Source organism: Sphaerisporangium sp. NPDC088356 (assembly GCF_040685555.1).
GTDB lineage: Bacteria > Actinomycetota > Actinomycetes > Streptosporangiales > Streptosporangiaceae > Sphaerisporangium.
On sequence record NZ_JBFBIK010000140.1, the window covers coordinates 1 to 17,534 of the forward strand.

The window sequence follows — 17,534 nt, forward strand, 5'->3', positions numbered from 1 at the left end:
GGTGAATGCCCACCGCCCCAACGGCGATTCCGCGAAGGCCCGGTCGGCCCTCTCAGGCCGCAGCGGCAATGCTCACGCTTGCACAGAGAAGACATCGAGCGTGCCGTACGGGGTCAGGGTGACGTTCGAGACGTTCTCCGAATACCCGCGACGTTCCGGTAGAAGAACAGCGGAATGGCGGGCATTTCCTGGACCAGCACCTTCTCCGCGCGGCGATAGAGGGAGGCCGCCTTGGTCGGGGACGGGGTGCGGTCAGCGGCGTCGAGCAGGGCGTCGAACTTCTTGCTCCTGTACTGCCCCCAGTTGAAGACACCTCCGCTCCGGTACGTCGCCAGGACGTCGGCCATGTGCGGACTGTCGAGGATCCACGCCCAGCGGGACATCCCCTTGGGCTTGCCCTTCATGGTGTCGAGCAGGTCGGAGAACGTGGCCTTCGGCTTGGCGACCACCTTCACCTTGCCCTTCAGCGTCTTGGTGATGGCCGCCGGTCGTTCGCCCACACCCGTGCGTCCGCCGTCCACGTTGAGTCGTTCAGGTGGTTCTCCAGGCGCCGGGTTGGTCAGGTAGTCGCCGCGGCCTGGGCGCCCAGGGCGGCCACCACGTCCTTCAGGCGTCCGGTGGCGTGGTAGGTGCCGAAGACGTCCATGTAGTCGCGCATCTCGACGATCTCGCCGTCGCGCACACGGAACATGAGCAGCCCGGACACCTCGAAGGGCCGCCTTTCGGGCCCGGCCGTCCCCGTGCCGCGCCACTCACCCACGATCACCTCCGGATCGGCGGCCTCGTGCACGACCACATCATGGATCTCCGCGAGCCGCACCGGGCTGGCGTCCCAGCCCTTGTGGTAACCGGCGCGCACCTCATCCCGTCCGCTAAAACGAGTAGGGAACCCCGGGGCCCGGAACGGGAACTCGTGGACCCCGTCGACGGCGTACAGATCGGCGAGGTCGTCGGCCGACTTGTCGACCATGGCGCGGTGGAAGAGGGCGAGCACGTCTCGGGGGGTGCGGTGGGACTTGGCCATCGTCGAACACTTCCTTCACTCAACGGATGTTGATTCAACGACTGTAGAGCGGAGCGGTGTCGTCGGTCAACGTCGGTAGAGTCATGCCGTGAACGAGATGCCGAACAGCCGCGTGGAGCGCCGGCGCCGATCCGAGGAGCGGATTCTGGCCGCCGCGCGCACCGTCTTCGCCGAGCGCGGCTTCGAGCGCGCCACGATCCGGGCCATCGCCTCCATGGCCGAGGTCGACCCGGCCCTCGTGATGCAGTACTTCGGCTCGAAGCAGGAACTGTTCGACCTGGCGGTGCGCATCCCCGCGATCCCGCCCCTGAACGGCGGCCTGGATGAGCTGGTCGAGGAACTCCTGGCCAGGATCGGCATGAAGATCGGGCCGATCCCGCAGGCGTCGCTGGCGATGATGCGCTCCATGCTCACCCACCCTGAGGCCGCCGAGGGGGTGCGCGCCCGGCTCGACGAGCAGGTGGAGCAGCTCAGCTCCGCCATCCCCGCCGAGGACGCCGACCTGCGGGCGGCCCTGATGATCAGCACGATGCTGGGCGTGACGGTCGCCCACCAACTACTCGACCTCACAGCCCTCCGCGACGTCTCCCCCACCCGAATCGCCGCCGCCCTCCGCCCCGCCATCACCGCCCTCACCCGCCCCGACGAACCCGCGGGCCCGTCCTGAACAGCGTCGAACAAACCCGTACAACGGGCAGACCTGCCTGGTGCGGTCACGGCGACATGCACGGTCACATGCAGGGCGGCAACCTGAAAGTTCCTCGCGGACTGCTCAGCGAGGTCCGGCACGGATCGCGGCCCGTCGATTACCTCCGAGGTACGGTCTCCCCCTCGAACGTTTCCCGCCTGGGCAGGCGCCGGACCACGACGCCGATGAAGCGGTCGTGGCTCACGAAGCCGTAGTGCCGGGAGTCCCAGCTGGTCGCGCGGTTGTCGCCCAGCACGACGAGAGATCCGCGCGGCACCACCACGCCGGCTAATTCGTGAACGTCCGGGTGCTCCCATTCGACAGGCACCCGCTCGCCCGGCACGGCCACGGCCCGCTTGATGAGGAGCGAGCGGTCCCGCTCGGGTATGGGCTCTTCGGCGTGCGGCAGGCCGGGATATACGAAGACGACGACCTGTCCCGCGCGGACCCGCTTCGTCCTGCGGACCAGCAGGCGGTCGCCGGGTCGCAGCGTCGGTTCCATGCTCGTACCGTCGACGGTCGTGGCAAGGAAGCCGCGGCGGACCCAGAGCGCCAGCAGGCCGATGGCCGGCAGCGTCCCGGCGGCCAGAAGAGCCAGCGGCGCCGGAAGAGCCGGAAGGGCAAGTGTCACAGCGCCTCCTGGTAGCCGGCGGCCTGGAGGCGGAAGAGCCTGGCGTAGCTGCCATCGGCGGCGAGCAGGACGTCGTGCGACCCGTGTTCGATGATCCGTCCGTCGTCGAGGACCCCGATGTAGTCGGCGTCGCGGACGGCGCTGAGCCGATGGGAGATCAGCAGGCTGGTACGGCCCTCGCGGTGCTCCCGCATGCGGGTATGGATCTCGTGTTCGGCCTCCGGATCCAGGCCGGAGCTGGGTTCGTCGAGAATCATCAGATCCCTGTCGTTCCGCACGAAGGCCCGTGCCAGCGCGAGGCGCTGCCATTGCCCGCCGGACAGAAACGACGCCGGTCACCGGGTCGTCCTTGTCGTCCCCGATCACGAAGACGCGAGTGAGGGGCGTGTCGTAACCGCGGGGAAGCCCGGCGAGTTTGTCGTGCAGCCCGGCACGCGCCGCCGCCTCCTCGATCCGCCCCGGGTCGTCCCGTGCGCTCAGGTCGCCGAGGCCGATGTTGTCGTGGGCCGTCATGTCGTAGTTCATGTGGTCCTGGAACACGGCGCTGATCCGCTCGCGGAGCATGGCCGGGGGGATGTCGCGCAGATCCGTTCCGTCCCACAAGATCTGACCTCGGGTCGGGTCGTACATCCGGCACAGCAGCTTGACCAGCGTGCTCTTTCCCGCGCCGTTCAGCCCGACGAGCGCGACGGCGCATCCGTGGGGGATGGTCAGGTCCACCCCGCGGAGGACCCAGGGGTGGTCGTCGCTGTAGCGGAACCACACGTCCCGCAGTTCGATGCCCTGCCGCAGCGGCGGTGCGTCCCCCCGCTCCGCACGCGGCAGGTCCGGTTCGGCCATGACGACGGCGATGTAGTGGGTGAAGGCGAGCAGCCTCGACTGCCAGCCGGAGATCGACGACGTCAGCGTCCCCAGGGCGGACTGCACGCCGACGACGGCCGCGAGGAACATGGAGACGTCTCCGATGCTCAACTCCCCGCGCCGCGCAGCGGCGATCGCCCACCACAGGCCGCCCCCGGCCACCACCGCGCTCAGCACCGTCAGTCCCGCCTGGGTGCGGAGTTCCCGCAGGTCCATCCGCCGGATCGCCGTATTCGCCGACAGTCGTTCGTCGATCATCCGGGCGCGCAGGAACGCCCCGATGCCGAAAAGGCGGATCTCCGTGGCCGCGGACACCCCGGTGAGCAGCTGGATGTAGAAGAACTCCCGCCGGTAGTACTGTTCGATGCTCCACTCCATGCTCGATCGGCGCCGTGCGAGATACAGCTCGGCGACGAGCGCGGGAAGGGCGGCCAGGAGCACCACTGCGGTCATCACGGGGCTGAGGATCAGCATGGACGCCACGAAACCGATGAGGGAGAGCGCGCCGCCGAGACCGTTGCCGATGCCGTCCACCAACTCGGCGATGCGACCGGTGGCCCCCTGGGCCAGCCGGAGCCGGTCCTGGAAGGCCGAGTCCTCGAAGGTGCGCAGGCCGACCTGGCGTCCGACCGCGACGAACAACCGTTCGGTGGCGGCCAGGTTGGCGGACCGGCCGATGTGAGCCCTCAGGTAGCGGAGCATCGCCGGTAGGGCGGCGGCTCCCAGCCCGGTGGCGATCAGTCCGAGTGCCAGCCCCCGACCGCACCGTGCGGAGCCGTCAACCGGTCGAGCACCAGCTTGGTCAGCCAGGCGGTCGCGATCGGCGCCGCGGCCGAGACGAGGGTCAGCAGCAGGAACCTCGCCACGTCCGCCGATGCCGACCGCCAGATGAGCGAGAGGGCCTCCGCGACGGAGGCGCGCAGCTCTCGCACGCCGATGCGCAGGGCCCTCTCCGGGGCACCGCTCACCGCCGCACCTTGCCCGCGCGACGAGCGCAAGCGACTCGACCTCCTCAGCGCTGGGGATGAGGCCGGCGAGGTCCGCGACCTGCTCCGGGCCTACAGCGCCGAACTCGCCCGCCGGGACGCGGCCGAACCCGCTCGCCAGGACGACGCCGCCGAGGGGTACGCGTCCGCCGAGGGGTATGCGGCGACGCGCCGGCTGCTCGACCATTACCTGCACACCGCTCAGACGGCGGCCATGTCGCTCAACCCGCACCGCGACCCGGTCGTGGTGGCGGAACCCGGGCCGGGGGTGGCACGGGGTGACGTGCCGGATTCCGAGCGGGCGACGCGTTGGTTCACCGCGGAGCACGAGAACCTGCTCGCGGCCGTGCGGCACGCCTACCGATCAGGATTCGACGTCCACGCCTGGCAACTGGCCTGGACCATGACCGAGTTCCTGGAGCGCCGGGGCCACTGGACCGACCGGATGACCGTACAGGGCATAGCGCTGGAGGCGACGAGACGTCTCGACGACCGGACCAGCCAGATCAGGGTGCTCCGCGTCCTCGGCACCGCCTGCGCGCAGCTGGGCCGCTTCGACGAGGGGCGTGCCCACCTGGCGGAGACACTGGAGCTGGCCACCGGGCACGGCGACGACGGCGCTCGCGCCAACGTGCACATCAGTCTCGCGCTGGCGCTGGAAGGTCAGGGCGACTACCGCACGGCGCTGGACCACGCCTCGGAGGCACTGCTCCTCTTCCGAGCGGCGGACCACGTCACCGGCCAGGCGAACGCCCTCAACATGGTCGGCTGGTGCCGCACCCGGTTGGGGGACTACGCCGAGGCCCTCACCTCAGGCGAGCAGGCCCTCATCCTGCAGCGGCAGATCGGCTCGCGGTACGGCCAGGCAGGCACGCTGGACAGCATCGGCTACGCCCACCACCTCGGCCACTTCGACGAGGCGCTCGACTGCTTCGAGCAGGCCCTCACCCTGTTCCGGGAGCTGGGCGCCCGCCCGTTCCAAGCCGCCGCCCTGACCCATCTCGGCGACACGCACGCCGCAGCGGGTGACATCGACCATGCCCGCGACCGCTGGCAGTCCGCCCTGACCATCCTCGACGAGGTCAACGACGCGGACGCGGCGGCCCTCCGGGAACGAATCCGCCACCTCGGCAGCGACACCACCTGAGCCGCCCACCGTCGACCACGCCGGGGGCGTTCCGGCCGGGTCATGCGCGATGATCTCCTGGAGGGCTGGCCGGGGTGGCCATGGCACGCCGCAGCAGCGCGCGGCCCTCGACCGGCATGCCCGCCACTGACCCTCTATGGAACAGGGTTCCGTCTGCCCACCGCGGCGTGGAACGTCCTCTCCTTCGTCATCCCGATAGCACCGGTGACCCTCTGGGCCGCCTGGCGCGAGTCCGGCCGCTTTCAGGCCCCCGGCGGGCAGCCGACCGGCCCGGCACAGCTGTAAGGCGGACCTTCCGGCACGGCGAGCGGCGAACCCCGCGGCCGGCCAGAATTCCTCTTCGTGTTCGCTTCGCGGGAAGCCCCGGGGTACCGATCGTGTTGATGGAACACATGGACGATCGTTTCGCTGACGAGGGTGTCATCAAGCGACTGCTCGAGAAGTCGGGGACATGGGCGTTCGTCGGGCTCGGCGACGACCCGCACCGTACGGTCTACGACCAGGCGCGCCTGCTCCAGACGAGAGGCAAGCGGATCATCCCGGTCCACCCCGCCGCCAAGACCGTCCTGGACGAGCCGGGATACGCGTCTCTGGCCGAGGTGCCGGTCAAGGTGGACGTCGTCGGCGTGTACCGGCGATCCGAGTACGCTGGGCAGGCGGTGGACGAGGCCATCACGGCGGGCGCCGGCGGGGTCTGGCTGCCTCTCGGCGTGATCGACGAGGCCGCCGCTCAGCGCGCCCTGGACGCCGGACTCGACGTCGTCATGGACCGCTGCCCAGGCGTCGAGTGGGCACTGCGCCGGACCTGAGCGCCCTGCGTCCGGAGTTCCTGCTGCTGCTCAACCTTCCCGACGGTGCGCCCAACCCGTTCCGGCCTCGTACTGTTCTTCATAGGCGCGATCACCGCCCACCTACGCGCCCGTGTCTACCCTGCGTTCGACAGATCACGAGGGTTTCTAGGCGAGCTTGCGGCACAGCAGTGCGTCCGGTGTTCTCCTGGATCCGAGGCGACCGGTGTAGGCGACGCCGGCCCCGTACTCGTCGTTCGCGCACTGCCCCTTGTAGTTCCCGTACGCGAAGTCTCCCCCATTGGCGGCAGAAGGGCGGTTGTCGCCTCGGTCGAACCACACTGTGCGCCCCGCCGTGCCGAGCTGGGCCGAGGACCGGGCGCACAGAGCGCTGGAAACGGCCGCGCCGCGGACGCTGTAGCCGATCAGGAAGTGAGCCGGCGGGCACTGGAGTTTGGTGTAGCCCGATGCCCAGTCGCCCTGCAGCACGTGCCTCTCGTCGCGCACGACCTCATAGCCGCCGGACGATGCCCACAGGTCGCCGGCGGAGGCGTCCGTACACAGGCCCCGGTTGCCGGTGTGGCTCAGGCCGGCCAGCCGCTGGCCGTCCGGGCACGACGCCTTGCGCGCTCCGGAATCCCAGTCCGGTTGTGCGCCCATCCGTAGAGACTGGTTGAAGTCGGTGTGGTCGAGCGTGAGCATGGACCAGTCGCTGACCGGCGCGACCTGCCCGGTCCGGCCGGTTGCGTTGATCAGCCTGGTCCAGGCACCGGCCCGCCAGTCGTCGCCGTCGAACAGGCCCATCCGCCTGCCCGCGGCGTCCCAGTGCATGAGGGCCCAGCCGTTGCCTTTCCGGTTCTCGTGCCAGCCGACGAGTGGCCAGTAGGCGAAGTCGGCGTCGGTGGCGATGAGATAGTCCACGAAGTTGGTGAACCAGGCGCGCGGCTTCTCCCCGGTCTCGTCGCGGCCGCCGACGCCGAACTCGCTGATCCACACAGGCGCGGTGAAATGCATGTCCGGTTCTGCGGCCACGTAGAAGGCCTGCCGGCGGAGCACGTCGTACAGCTCGTCCCGGCTGAGGTCCTGGTAGCGCGGGTCGGAGGTCTCGCCCAGACCCGTCGCCCCGCTGTGCCTCGGGCCCGTGTAGCCGTAGAAGTGGGCGGAGTACACCAGCTTGTTCGACTTCACCAGCGTGTGCGAGAGCCGCTGAACCGGCTCCAGAGTGGGACGCTCGTGCGCGAACCCGTCGACCGGGATGCCCGTCCAGTTGATGCCCTCGATTATGACCAGCAAGTCGGGATCGGCCTCCCGCAGGATGCGATCGCCCATCCGCTGGGAGGCGCTGTACCAGTCATGGCTGTCGCCCAGGCCCCAGTTGGGGTCGTCCAGGACGGAGCGGCGCACCTCGTTGTACAGGTCCGCGCCCACGACCCGCTGGTTGTCCTTGTAACGGCGCACCATGAACAGCCAGTCGCTCTCCCACTGGTCCACCGTCTGGCTCGCGTTCCAGCGTTCGTTGCCGTCCACCCCGCAACACCAGCGGGAGGTGTTCGAGTGATTGTTGAGAATCACCGCCAGTCCGGCCCCGGTGAGCGCCTTCACCGCCGCGTCGTAGACCTGCAGCGGAGTCTTACCTTCCAGCCCGGGATTCGCCACGACAGCCGCCTCCGGCACCGGGCGCTGGTCGTGGATCATCTCGTTCGAGAACGGCAGGCGGACGCTGTTCAGCCCCAGTTCCCCGAAGCCGGCGACGATCTCCGACATGGGCGCCCGATCCAGGCCCAGAGGCATCTGGTCGGATTTCTCGCCGGCGTGGTGGTTCGCCGCGTCGTTGACGTCACCCGATCCCGTCCACGTGCCACTGGCACCGTGCCAGCTCCCCGACTTCAACTTGAAGCGGTTGCCGTTCGCGTCGACGATGTAGCGGCCCCGGGTGCTGAGCGGCGGAGTCCAGGCGGCCACCGGCTCAGCGGATACCGGTGCCATGCCGACGGCGCGCACCCCGGCCGGCTGAGCGGCGGTCCGCGCCACCGCTGGTCCCGGTGTCCACACAAGGGCGACGAGCGTCGTGACGGCCAGTGCTGACATGACGATGGACCTTCTCACCGTTCACCTGCTTCAGCTCGTACCGCACACATGGGGATGTGGCCTCATGATCCACCAAGGCGGTGACGATGAACAGAGGCCGACGGAGACCGCCTCGCCAATCACCACCGGCTCTGCCGAAGTCCGAACAATCCGAGCAGGACACAATGCGGAGTGACCCGTGGTCAGAGGCGTGAGACTCTCCTGGCGAAACCGCTGAGGATCCCGCGGGAGGCGGGGGTCGGGAGGCGGTTGGCGGTGCCGTTGTTCAGTACGTCCAGGCACTTGTTCGCGCCGATGGCGGTGATGGTGCCGTCGGCGTTGAACCTCCACTGCTGGTTGTTCTGCCCGTTGCAGTCCCAGATGACGGCAGAGCTGCCATTGGCGGTTCCTCGGTGGTACACATCCAGGCACTTGCCCGAGTAGACCCGCAGCTCGCCCGCGCCGGTCGGCGTCCACTGCTGGTTCGCCTGCCCGTTGCAGTCCCAGATCTGCGCCTGCGTGCCGTTGGCCTGCGAGCCACCCGCGACATCGAGGCACCTACCAAGCAGCACCGCACAGAGCAGATGTTAGCGCTAACAACACCGTTCCCCCGGCCCGCCGTCGACACGCCGCTCAACGACCTGCGAAACGCGAGCCCTCGAGCCACACCGTGCTGCGACCCACCCATCACCCAGCTGTGGGGAGGCCAGTCGTCCGGTTCCGGCGGGCCCGCCCCCTGTACGCCTGTGCCCGCCGTCAGGGCCGGACCGCGGCGAGTGCCTGGCTGGCCTGGTCCTGCCAGTGTGGTGAGCCGAGCCGCCTCGCGACGTCGGCGGCCGTGGAGTAGTGGTCCGCGGCCCGGGCGGGGTCGCCCAGGAACTCGGCCAGCCGCCCGAGGGTGAGGCCGGGCCGAGCGTCATCGAGACGGTCTGCAGGCCGATCATCTCTCCCTCGGCCGGCAGGAGCAGGTGGTAGCACTCCTCGGCCACCTCGCGGCACGCCAGGGCCACCGCGTTGCCCGCGCGGAGCGCCAGGTTGATCCGCAGGAAAATGTCCCGTCTCGTGGCGCGGTGCGCCGGCCAGGCGGACCGGGCGTCGTCCAGGCGTCCGGCGGCGACCAGCGCGCTGACGTAGAACTCGTCGATCGCCCCTGGCACGCGATGGTGCGTGGCGGCGAACTCGGCCACCGACTCGTGGGCCCGGCCACGCGAGGCGTGCCGCGAATCTGCTCATGCTGCCGTAGATGGCGGCGTTCGATCCTCCGGCCTCGCCCATCCGGTCGGCAAGGGCCGTGTAGGCCGCCTCGGCCCGCTCGAACTCGCCGTCCAGCAGGAGGCGGAGGGCGTCGAGGTGCGCGATGGCCACCAGGGCGAGGCCGAGCTGGCCGCTCGTGGAGTATTCCACCGCCCGTCCGGCGTGCCGCTGGGCCGAGGCCCAGTCGTTACGGCCGAGCGCGACATTGCACAGAGCGTAGTGCCCGAGTGTCTGGTAGCCGAGCAGGCCGCCGCGGGCGGAGACCGCCAGCACTCGGAACCGAGCCCGTGGACGACATCCGGCTGGATCTGCTGTGCCGTCTGGTCTCCGCGCGGGCGAGCGCGGGCGACCTGATGCGGGCGGCGACCGACCGCCGGCAGGCCCTGGCCGTCGCCCGCAGGCTCGGCGACCCCGCCGCGATCGCCCGCGCCGCGGTGGCCAACGACGCGCCCGCGGTCTGGATCTCGCAGACCGACCTCACCGGGGACGCCGACCTGGTGGACGCGATCCGGAGCTGCCTGCCCGCCGCGACGGGCGAGCTACGGTGCCGGCTGCTGGCCGCCCTGGCCCAGGAGTCGGTGGGCCATGACGACGAGCTCACCGAGAGCGCGAGCGCCGAAGCCGTCGAGATCGCCCGCGCCGCCGGCGACCCCCGGTTGCTGTGCCTGGCGCTCAACGCGCGCTACTAGGTGGCGTTCGTGCCCGGCCACCCAGACGAACTGGAGGCACTCGGGCAGGAGCTGGGATGGTCGGGACCTGTGGCACGAGCAGCCGGGGATCCGCCCGAGCCATCCGGGTATCGGGGGTTTCCGCTGCTCTCTCGGTTCTCCAGAAGAGTGCCCGGCGGTACTTCGCAGCGGCTTGGCGGCGACTTAACAGACCCACCAGTCGGTGGCGGCGCTCCAGCCGGTTTCCGAATGGTGGACAGGCCCCGTAAGCCGGTCATGGCGGCAGGCTCTCCCGGAGAGAACCCGCCTCCCTCGCCTTCGCCACTCGCTTGTGGAGTTCACCTGGCTCGACTGCGAGAGCCCAGCCCACCGGTGCCGGCGCGGCCAGCTCGTCGATGCTTCAGGTCCTGAAGGGACGGGCCCGACCGGGCTCGCGCTTGAGCCCGGACCCCTCTCTGCCCGAGTACGGTCGGACCGACGTGTGGGGCGGCATCGGCCTGCCGCCCTTTCTCGCTTGAGTAGGGGCCTACTCATGTGCCGCTCCGCGGTTCTCGGCGACCGTTGGCAATGCAGGCAGGCTCGCCAAGCCATACCGATCCGCCTGTCCGGGACGAACCGGGAACAGCGCGACACGAGGAGCATCACATGGACCGTTCCATCCGCCCCCTGCTCAGCATCGCCGCCGCCTTCGCCGTCGCCGCGCTGGGTGTGCCCGCCGCCTCCCCCGCCGGCGCGGATACGGCCGCGCTCTCGAAAGCCGCGGCACGCACGCACCTCGGGCCGACCAACACGTTCATGCTCACGAACGTGCAAACAGGCAAGTGCCTGACCATCGCCGGCGGCGTGAGCACCGCCAACAACGTCACGGCCCTCCAGTACACCTGCGACACCGACCCCTCCCGCCGCTGGAGGGTCACCGACGTCACCGGGACCGGCCTCTACCAGATCAGAAACGTCCAGACCGGCAAGTGCCTCACCATCGCCGGCGGAGTCAGCACCGCCAACAACGTCGAGGCCCTCCAGTTCACCTGCGACAACCACCCCTCCCGCCGCTGGACACTCAGGCTCGTAGGCTGATCGTCGATCAGGAGACGAAGTACCCGGCCGGAACCGGGAGCGTTCAGTGAAGAGTTTCCCGCCAGCCGTCCACGGCGGGCGAGGCGTCGACGATCTCGCCCGCCGTGGCACCACGATCCGCGCGTCCGGGCCTGGACGGGCAGACCGCTGGGCTCCTTCGCTAGGAACCAGGCACCGCCCCCGCCCGGTACGTCAACCACGGTGACGGTGGCGAGCAGCCGCCCCACGCCTTACACGTCCATCTCGGGGACCGCCCTGACCGTGAAGGCCTCGAGTGGCACCTCGGCGAAGTGTTCATGTCATGCTGAGCCGACCCGCCCATTACGGACGATTAAGGGGCGACCGGGATGCGCATCTCCGAAGCTCGCTGCACCGCCATAGCGACCCTCGTCACGGACGGAAGGTGGGACGCCCCCCAAACGGAGTGCAGCCCCGTATTGCTCATGAGGGTGAGCTCCCCGTACAACATGATGGGCAGCTGATGATTGTCCTTGAAGCGCCTGTCGGGACCGCCCTTGACGTTCACGTACTTCCACGTGGTCCCCACGTGTCGGCTGTCGGACGGCACCAAGCCGGACTCGATGAAGTTGATCGACTGACCAATGACACGAACGGCCGGGTAGGGAAGATCGGCGAAGTCGCTGCCGTCCCTGACGAGTATGCGATCGGGAAGGAAGTGGATGGAGCGCTGTCCAGCGTTGAGCGTCGGCACAGCGATGTTCGTGACCAGGCACTTCGGCCCGCCCAGCGAGATCGAAGCTTTCTCGTGGAGGCTGAGGCTGGCCGCCCCGGCGTTCACCTTGTGCTGGTAGGTCGTCGTCACCACGCCACGTGAAGGGACGAACCAGAACTTCTGCGCTTGGGAAAGAGCGGTCGTCGCGTCCACAAGCTCCGAGAACACCTGCGCGGGAGCATCGTTCACGTCGTAGATGACGACGACCGACCTGCGCGCACGATCCCACAACCACACCCAGTCGGTCGCGGCGAGCCCGACCACAAAGGCCGCCAGACCCCAGAGCCCCGGTAGGGCGATGAACATCAGGATGGTCATCACCAGCGCCCACGGCCACAACGGCCAGCGCGCGGACGCCTTCCTCATCTGGTCGACGAGATCGCTGGGAGACGTGGCGAGGAGCGCCTGCGCGTGAGCGCCGGTGATGTCGTGCATCACCACAGAACTCGGCATCGGCATTGGGGGCAGCGGCGGGTAGCCATAGTTGACGGTCCTGGCACGAGCTGGACCGCGGCCCGCTGTGGCCTGGTAGCGGAAACCGTTCCCGCCGACCCGCACGTAGTTGCCACGCGGGCTGGCACCGACCCGAAAGCCTGGTACGCCTACGGAGACGCCCAACCCGGCCTGTGACAGGTTGAAGCGGAACGGTCCAGCCTTCAGGGTGGTGCGCACGTAGATGCCCATACAGCTTCGATCTGTCCAAGGCGTTGGAGCGTTACAACTTTCAACCGTCACAAACGTAGGCACACCTCGCGTCCGCGCCTGCAGACGGTCGCGCCACCCGCTTGCACGGGTCTCAGGAGGGGGATGTTGGACCACAGTCCGGGTGGAACCGCAGGCAAGCCAGGGCGATGGCGCCGCCATCAGCGCCCTGGTGCCGGCCTGACGCAAGCGAGCACTCTCGCCTCGGACTTTTCTCGGCTCTAGCCTGCTCGGCAGGTTGTACTCCGTCCGGTCGGGCCGGGCGGCCAGTGCCTCGACCATTCCAGGCTGGAAGGCGGTGACCGCGAACAGGGAAAGCCACCGTGAACGGTCCGCCAGCAGGTGGTCCGGTATCTGGGGCTCCGGCAGCACGTGCAGCGAGCCGTGATGATATCGACGTGGCAGCGGCCGGCCGGTGAAGCGCTCGAAAAGCTGTTTCTGCCTGCTTTCCTTCGGCGTCAGGCGAACATTCACCCGCAGTGAGTGCAGACCGAGCTCGGTGAGCCGCACGTGGTCACCGTCCACCACGATATGCCCGATCACGCCGAGGAAGGCGAGGCAGCGGTCCACCAGTGAAGGTCCCACGCCGTAGAAGCGGATCAGTTCCTCCCGGCGGTCGATGCCGCCCTCAACTATGGCGCGGACCAGGAACCGGTCGATGACCTCATACGCCTGCTCCTCGTAGATGTCGGCACTGATCTCAACTTGCCAGAGCGGCCACAACACGGGAAACAGGCGCAGCGGGCGGACGCCGGGGATGCTGACCGCGTGCTCCACGGCACGCCGGGCGGGGTAGATGGCACGCGAGGTCACAGCGGCTCACCGTCCATGCCGTCCAGGCGATCGGAGACGTCACCCGAACGCCGCAGGTCCCCCACCCGTCCGAGGTGATCGAGCAGCTGCCGCACGAGCACGGCGAACCCGGGATCACGCGCGGCGGTCAGCGTGGTGGTGTCCCCCACCAGGACGAGCTGCCGCTTCGCCCGGGAGACGGCCACGTTCAACCGCCGCAGTTCCTTGAGGAAGCCCACCTCACCACGCGGGTTGCTGCGGGTGAAGCCGTACACGATGAGGTCCCGCTCCCCACCCTGGAACGAGTCCACGGTGCCGACGTTGTCGGCTATCTCCTGCCCGTGCCCAAGCGTGGCGGCGAGGCCAGCCCTGATGCGCTCCGCCTGCGCGCGGTAAGGCACGATCACCGCCCAATCCTTGTAACGCCGGGCGTACCGCGTCACGAGCCGGACGATGAGGTCTGCTTCGAGGGCGTTGACGTACCCTTGCCCGGTCCCGTCCTGTCCTCGGTTGACGGACCGTTCCCGCCGTTCGGCGGCAGGCCGGTCCGCGGTGTCCACCATGGCGAACGGGCTCGCGAAGAAAGGATCACCGCCACCCCCGGCGTGGTCGGTGCGCAACGCGCCCCCGTAGAAGGCAGCCGACACGAACTCTCCCAATTCCCGCGGCATGCGGCGCTGCACGCTCAGCATCACCTGGTGGTCCGCAGGGACGGCGCCGTACAACAGCTCGAACGCGCTCCGGCTGAGCAGTTCGCCGACCCGCTGTGCCGCGGCGGGCGGCAGGATGCCATCACGGGCCAGATCGTCGCCCCATTGCCGTACCTCCTCGTCCAGGTACGGAGGCAACTGCATGTGGTCACCGACGAGAACGCTCCGCTTCGCCCGCACGAGAGGCACGAGCAGGTTGGGGGTGGAGATCTGCCCGGCCTCGTCCACGATCGCCAGGTCGAACTCCAGCTCGGCGAGCAGCTTGGAGGTCGCGGTGCCGATGCAGGTGGCGGCCACCACGTCCGCGTAGCGAATGAACTCACGCTGCAGGTCGAGCTCCGCGTCGCCGATCCCGGCCCGCCATTCCGCCAGCAGCGCCGCCCGCACGCGCATCAGCGTCACGCTCTGTCCGAGCCGGTCACGCAACCCGGCCCAGCCGGCCAGATCGGCGGGCACCAGCAGTTCCGGCACGGGCACGACGTCCGCGATCGCCGCCCGCACCTCCCTCGCGACTGTGGCCGCCTCTGCCAGCGACCGCTTGTGGCGTCGCCGCGCGTCGTCCCTGGCAGCGATCAGCCCGGCCGCTTCCGGATCGGCGGCGACCAGTGCCTCGGCCTCCGCTCGCAGAACACCGAACACCTCGTCCGCTTCGGCGAACTCCGGCCGTGCTTGAACGAGGAGGCGTCGCACCGCTTCCAGCCTCTTCTTCCGCCGTCCCGCCAGCCAGCGGAAGAAGAAGGCGAATGCCCCTGACGCCGTGCGGGCTTCCGCGCTCGTGTGTCGCCGCGTCCAGAGATCTTCCTGCGCGTCCAGCCGTTCAACGGTGGCACGGGCGGTCGCCAGCCTGGCGGACGCGGCGGCGAGCCGTCCGGCCAGAGGCGCCTGTATCCGGCGCGCGGCCTCTTCCAGGGCGGCGACGTGGCGAGACGCGTCCTTCTCGGCCGTGTCCGCGGTGGTGATCGACTCGCTGAGATGCGCCATCCAGCGATCGGCCACCTTCCCGTCGCCGGAGAACGCCGACAACCGCGACGCCAAGCCCTCGGTGGCCATGAGGATCCGGTCGCGCGCCGTGGCAACGTGGTTCTCCACCATGAGGCCGCGGGCGCGGCCTGTCACGGCGTCCTCGTTTCCGACCCGCACGGCCTGGATGTCCTCCGGCAGCTGCTCCAGACCGCCCGGTTGGTGTGCGAGGTGATCAGCACGCGTTCGCCGCGTCCGGTACAGGCGACCGCGATCTCAGTGATCGTCCTCGTCTTGCCGGTACCCGGGGGCCCCAGAACGAGCAGCATGTCAGGAACGGCGAGCGCCCGCCGGAAGGCGAGACAGCTTTTCAGTTGGCGGACTCGGCCCGTTCGCCCAAAGCTCGCTGTTCAGTGCGGGCGAGCCGGTCCGCCAAATGCTCGAGAGGGTTCTGAACACGGCCGACAGCTTCACCGTCCATGACTGGCAGCTCACCTGTGCAGAGTGTCTGCACGCCGTGCTGACCCGGCCTCCCGCCACGGTCCGTGACGACCTCGTACTGGACCTGGCGGCACTTCAGCTTGTGCTCGCTCGGGAGACCACGGAGCGAGCCGCCGACCTGCAACGAGCGGCCTGACTGTCCGCCTTGCACGCCAACCTCCTCACCCGGCTCGGCGAGTACGGAGCGGCAGGTCTTTTAGGGCAATCGAGTGGCGGGGACGATCAACGAGATAGACAATTCCCTGCATGAAGGCATACGTCGGGGTGACCGATGGTGAGTGGTACCGCTTCCTTGCTGCTCGCCCGGCACTGACCGAAGTGAACTTCTGGCGGCCGTCCGGAGCGCGTGAGTTCCGGGTTCTCAGCCCTGGCGAGCCCTTCTTCTTCAAAACTCACCACCCGCACAACCGCGTGATCGGTGGAGGATTTTACAGCGGCTTCGCCCAGCTCCGCGTATCCGAAGCCTGGGAGTTCTTCGGACAGGCCAACGGCGCGCCAGACGTGGAAGAGATGCGCCGGCGGATAGGCAAATACCGTAGCCAGCCGATCGCCCCTGGGGAGGACCCGGTGATCGGATGCGTCTTCGTCCGCGACACACGCTTCTTCCCGCTCGACGATCCCGCCGGACCACCACCGGACTTCGCCCCGAACATCGTGCAGGGCAAAGGCTACGACCTCGCGGTTCACCCCCGCGCCGACTACTTCCACGATCTTCTCTTACGCCTGCTGGGAGTCCCCGTAGAGATCGACCTCTCCCAACCATGGCACCGTGACGGCCCGGTGTACGGCGATCCCCGTCTGGCCCCACGCCGTCTCGGCCAGCAGTCTTTCCAGGCCGTTGTACTCCGCGCCTACAACCGACGCTGTGCGATCACGGGAGAGAAGATCCGCCCCGTCCTGCAGGCCGCCCACATCCGTCCCCTCTCAGCAGGCGGCCAGCACCGCCTCGACAACGGCCTGCTGCTGCGGTCGGACGTGCACACGTTGTTCGACCGCGGATATCTGGCGGTAGACCCTGACTACCGACTCCGGGTCAGCCCACGGCTGCGCGATGAGTTCGGGAACGGCGAGGAGTTCTACCGGCGAGCCGGGCAGCCCATAGCCGTGCCCGAGCAACGCCCCGACCGCCCCAACCGTGAAGGCCTCGAGTGGCACCTCGGGGCGGTGTTTCTCACCTGACCATGCTCAGCTCACGCGACATCGCGGACGCAGCGGCCGGCATTCTCAGTAAAACCAGGGTTACAGTCGCAGCCTGCTCACTGGTAGCCGAACTGGGCGAGGCGGTGCTGGGCGATGTCGATCTCGGCTGGAGTGAACAGGTGGGCGAAGTGCGGCTGGATGACCAGGGCTTCGACGGTGAGGTCGAGGCGACCTCGTTCCCATAGGGCGGCGAAGCCGTCGCTCACGGCCGGGGCGTGCAGGAGCTTGCGGGCCGTCACGAGGCTGCCGTGCTCGGCGAGCATGCTCAGGAAGTAACCCGCATGGTAGTTGGCCTCGCGGTGCGCGCGGTCGTAGATCGAGCGCATGGCCTTGTCGAACCCGGCGTTCGTCGCTCCCGCCGGTGGCCGCACGTCCGGAGCGACGTCGGCCTGCTCAGGCACCACTTCTATGCCCGCGGCCGATTCGTTGCGACGCGCGGCGTAACCGAGCAACGCGTCGACCGATGTGAAGACCTCGTATCCAAGTTCCTCGAGGCGCGGAAGATCGGCGGCTTCGGGGTCGAGTTCGAGGATCACCGGCCTTCCCTGTCCCGGCTGCAACCCGTCGGGCCAGAAGGCCTCGGCGACCGCCAGGGCCCGGCCGGTCGCCGGGTCGGCGATCTCGCTGTCGAGGGCGGGTTCGGCGTATCCCAGCCGTGCCAGTTCCTCGGCCATGGCCTTGACCTGGGCGACACGGACGTCGTCGCGCTCGTCGGCGACGACGGTGACCGGCGCCAGTTTCTCGG

At 69.0% G+C, this 17,534-nt stretch carries 18 protein-coding genes and 2 pseudogenes; 7 read left to right on the forward strand and 13 right to left on the reverse strand.

Going from position 1 to position 17,534, the window contains the following annotated elements; genetic code table 11:
- Nucleotides 1-113: 113 nt before the first annotated feature.
- Together AB0O34_RS32300 and AB0O34_RS32305 are read right to left on the reverse strand one after the other, a co-directional pair.
- The gene (locus AB0O34_RS32300) at nt 114-521 is read right to left on the reverse strand and encodes a hypothetical protein (protein ID WP_363921964.1); all 408 of its coding nucleotides are present in this window, start codon (nt 519-521) and stop codon (nt 114-116) included.
- Between the two features lie 38 nt (nt 522-559).
- The gene (locus AB0O34_RS32305) at nt 560-1,024 is read right to left on the reverse strand and encodes a nuclear transport factor 2 family protein (protein ID WP_363921966.1); all 465 of its coding nucleotides are present in this window, start codon (nt 1,022-1,024) and stop codon (nt 560-562) included.
- Nucleotides 1,025-1,121: 97 nt separating this feature from the next.
- Here AB0O34_RS32305 and AB0O34_RS32310 point away from each other — a divergent pair, with 97 nt between their 5' ends.
- On the forward strand, nt 1,122-1,691 hold the full coding sequence (locus AB0O34_RS32310) for a TetR family transcriptional regulator (protein WP_363921992.1): 570 nt from the start codon (nt 1,122-1,124) through the stop codon (nt 1,689-1,691).
- Between the two features lie 139 nt (nt 1,692-1,830).
- On the opposite strand, the gene AB0O34_RS32315 is transcribed toward AB0O34_RS32310, so the two are convergent.
- The 4 genes and pseudogenes from AB0O34_RS32315 to AB0O34_RS32330 all read right to left on the reverse strand — a co-directional run bounded on the left by AB0O34_RS32315 (nt 1,831) and on the right by AB0O34_RS32330 (nt 4,172).
- The gene (locus AB0O34_RS32315; RefSeq protein WP_363921994.1) at nt 1,831-2,343 is read right to left on the reverse strand and encodes a S26 family signal peptidase; all 513 of its coding nucleotides are present in this window, start codon (nt 2,341-2,343) and stop codon (nt 1,831-1,833) included.
- On the reverse strand, nt 2,340-2,666 hold the full coding sequence (locus tag AB0O34_RS32320) for an ATP-binding cassette domain-containing protein (RefSeq protein WP_363921996.1): 327 nt from the start codon (nt 2,664-2,666) through the stop codon (nt 2,340-2,342). The genes AB0O34_RS32315 and AB0O34_RS32320 overlap by 4 nt, the downstream gene beginning before the upstream one ends.
- 151 nt (nt 2,667-2,817) lie before the next feature.
- Nucleotides 2,818-3,906 (reverse strand): annotated as a pseudogene (locus AB0O34_RS32325) (ABC transporter ATP-binding protein); the annotation flags it as partial.
- Between the two features lie 35 nt (nt 3,907-3,941).
- Nucleotides 3,942-4,172: a hypothetical protein gene (locus AB0O34_RS32330; protein ID WP_363921968.1), complete on the reverse strand. Its 231-nt coding sequence runs from the start codon at nt 4,170-4,172 to the stop codon at nt 3,942-3,944.
- On the opposite strand from AB0O34_RS32330, the gene AB0O34_RS32335 reads away from it, so the two are divergent.
- Both AB0O34_RS32335 and AB0O34_RS32340 read left to right on the forward strand, forming a co-directional pair.
- The gene (locus AB0O34_RS32335; protein ID WP_363921970.1) at nt 4,141-5,337 is read left to right on the forward strand and encodes a tetratricopeptide repeat protein; all 1,197 of its coding nucleotides are present in this window, start codon (nt 4,141-4,143) and stop codon (nt 5,335-5,337) included. The genes AB0O34_RS32330 and AB0O34_RS32335 overlap by 32 nt on opposite strands.
- Nucleotides 5,338-5,729: 392 nt before the next feature.
- Entirely contained in the window at nt 5,730-6,146 is a 417-nt protein-coding gene (locus AB0O34_RS32340; protein ID WP_363921972.1) for a CoA-binding protein, read from the forward strand.
- Between the two features lie 147 nt (nt 6,147-6,293).
- On the opposite strand, the gene AB0O34_RS32345 is transcribed toward AB0O34_RS32340, so the two are convergent.
- The 3 genes from AB0O34_RS32345 to AB0O34_RS32355 form a co-directional block, all read right to left on the reverse strand.
- Entirely contained in the window at nt 6,294-8,213 is a 1,920-nt protein-coding gene (locus tag AB0O34_RS32345; RefSeq protein WP_363921974.1) for a cellulase family glycosylhydrolase, read from the reverse strand.
- A 182-nt stretch (nt 8,214-8,395) separates the two neighbouring features.
- On the reverse strand, nt 8,396-8,764 hold the full coding sequence (locus tag AB0O34_RS32350; protein ID WP_363921976.1) for a ricin-type beta-trefoil lectin domain protein: 369 nt from the start codon (nt 8,762-8,764) through the stop codon (nt 8,396-8,398).
- Nucleotides 8,765-8,948: 184 nt separating this feature from the next.
- A complete protein-coding gene (locus AB0O34_RS32355) occupies nt 8,949-9,719 on the reverse strand; it encodes a hypothetical protein (protein ID WP_363921978.1) in 771 nt (256 codons plus the stop codon).
- Between the two features lie 14 nt (nt 9,720-9,733).
- On the opposite strand from AB0O34_RS32355, the gene AB0O34_RS32360 reads away from it, so the two are divergent.
- Both AB0O34_RS32360 and AB0O34_RS32365 read left to right on the forward strand, forming a co-directional pair.
- On the forward strand, nt 9,734-10,135 hold the full coding sequence (locus tag AB0O34_RS32360; RefSeq protein WP_363921980.1) for a hypothetical protein: 402 nt from the start codon (nt 9,734-9,736) through the stop codon (nt 10,133-10,135).
- 624 nt (nt 10,136-10,759) lie between these two features.
- A complete protein-coding gene (locus tag AB0O34_RS32365; protein ID WP_363921982.1) occupies nt 10,760-11,191 on the forward strand; it encodes an RICIN domain-containing protein in 432 nt (143 codons plus the stop codon).
- 331 nt (nt 11,192-11,522) lie between these two features.
- On the opposite strand, the gene AB0O34_RS32370 is transcribed toward AB0O34_RS32365, so the two are convergent.
- Genes AB0O34_RS32370 through AB0O34_RS32380 form a run of 3 tightly spaced genes read right to left on the reverse strand, consistent with a single transcriptional unit; the run spans nt 11,523 to nt 15,462 of the window.
- Nucleotides 11,523-13,439: a DUF4236 domain-containing protein gene (locus AB0O34_RS32370; RefSeq protein WP_363921984.1), complete on the reverse strand. Its 1,917-nt coding sequence runs from the start codon at nt 13,437-13,439 to the stop codon at nt 11,523-11,525.
- Nucleotides 13,436-15,244, reverse strand: coding sequence for an AAA domain-containing protein (locus AB0O34_RS32375; protein ID WP_363921986.1), 1,809 nt, complete (start codon nt 15,242-15,244; stop codon nt 13,436-13,438). The genes AB0O34_RS32370 and AB0O34_RS32375 overlap by 4 nt, the downstream gene beginning before the upstream one ends.
- Nucleotides 15,241-15,462, reverse strand: coding sequence for an AAA domain-containing protein (locus AB0O34_RS32380; protein WP_363921998.1), 222 nt, complete (start codon nt 15,460-15,462; stop codon nt 15,241-15,243). Before AB0O34_RS32380 ends, AB0O34_RS32375 begins: the two co-directional genes overlap by 4 nt.
- A 62-nt stretch (nt 15,463-15,524) precedes the next feature.
- Here AB0O34_RS32380 and AB0O34_RS32385 point away from each other — a divergent pair, with 62 nt between their 5' ends.
- A complete protein-coding gene (locus AB0O34_RS32385) occupies nt 15,525-15,725 on the forward strand; it encodes a hypothetical protein (RefSeq protein ID WP_363921988.1) in 201 nt (66 codons plus the stop codon).
- Between the two features lie 110 nt (nt 15,726-15,835).
- Nucleotides 15,836-16,768, forward strand: a complete 933-nt coding sequence (locus AB0O34_RS32390; RefSeq protein WP_363921990.1) for an HNH endonuclease — start codon at nt 15,836-15,838, stop codon at nt 16,766-16,768.
- 77 nt (nt 16,769-16,845) lie between these two features.
- On the opposite strand, the pseudogene AB0O34_RS32395 reads toward AB0O34_RS32390, so the two are convergent.
- Nucleotides 16,846-17,534, reverse strand: a pseudogene (locus AB0O34_RS32395) (hypothetical protein); the annotation flags it as partial.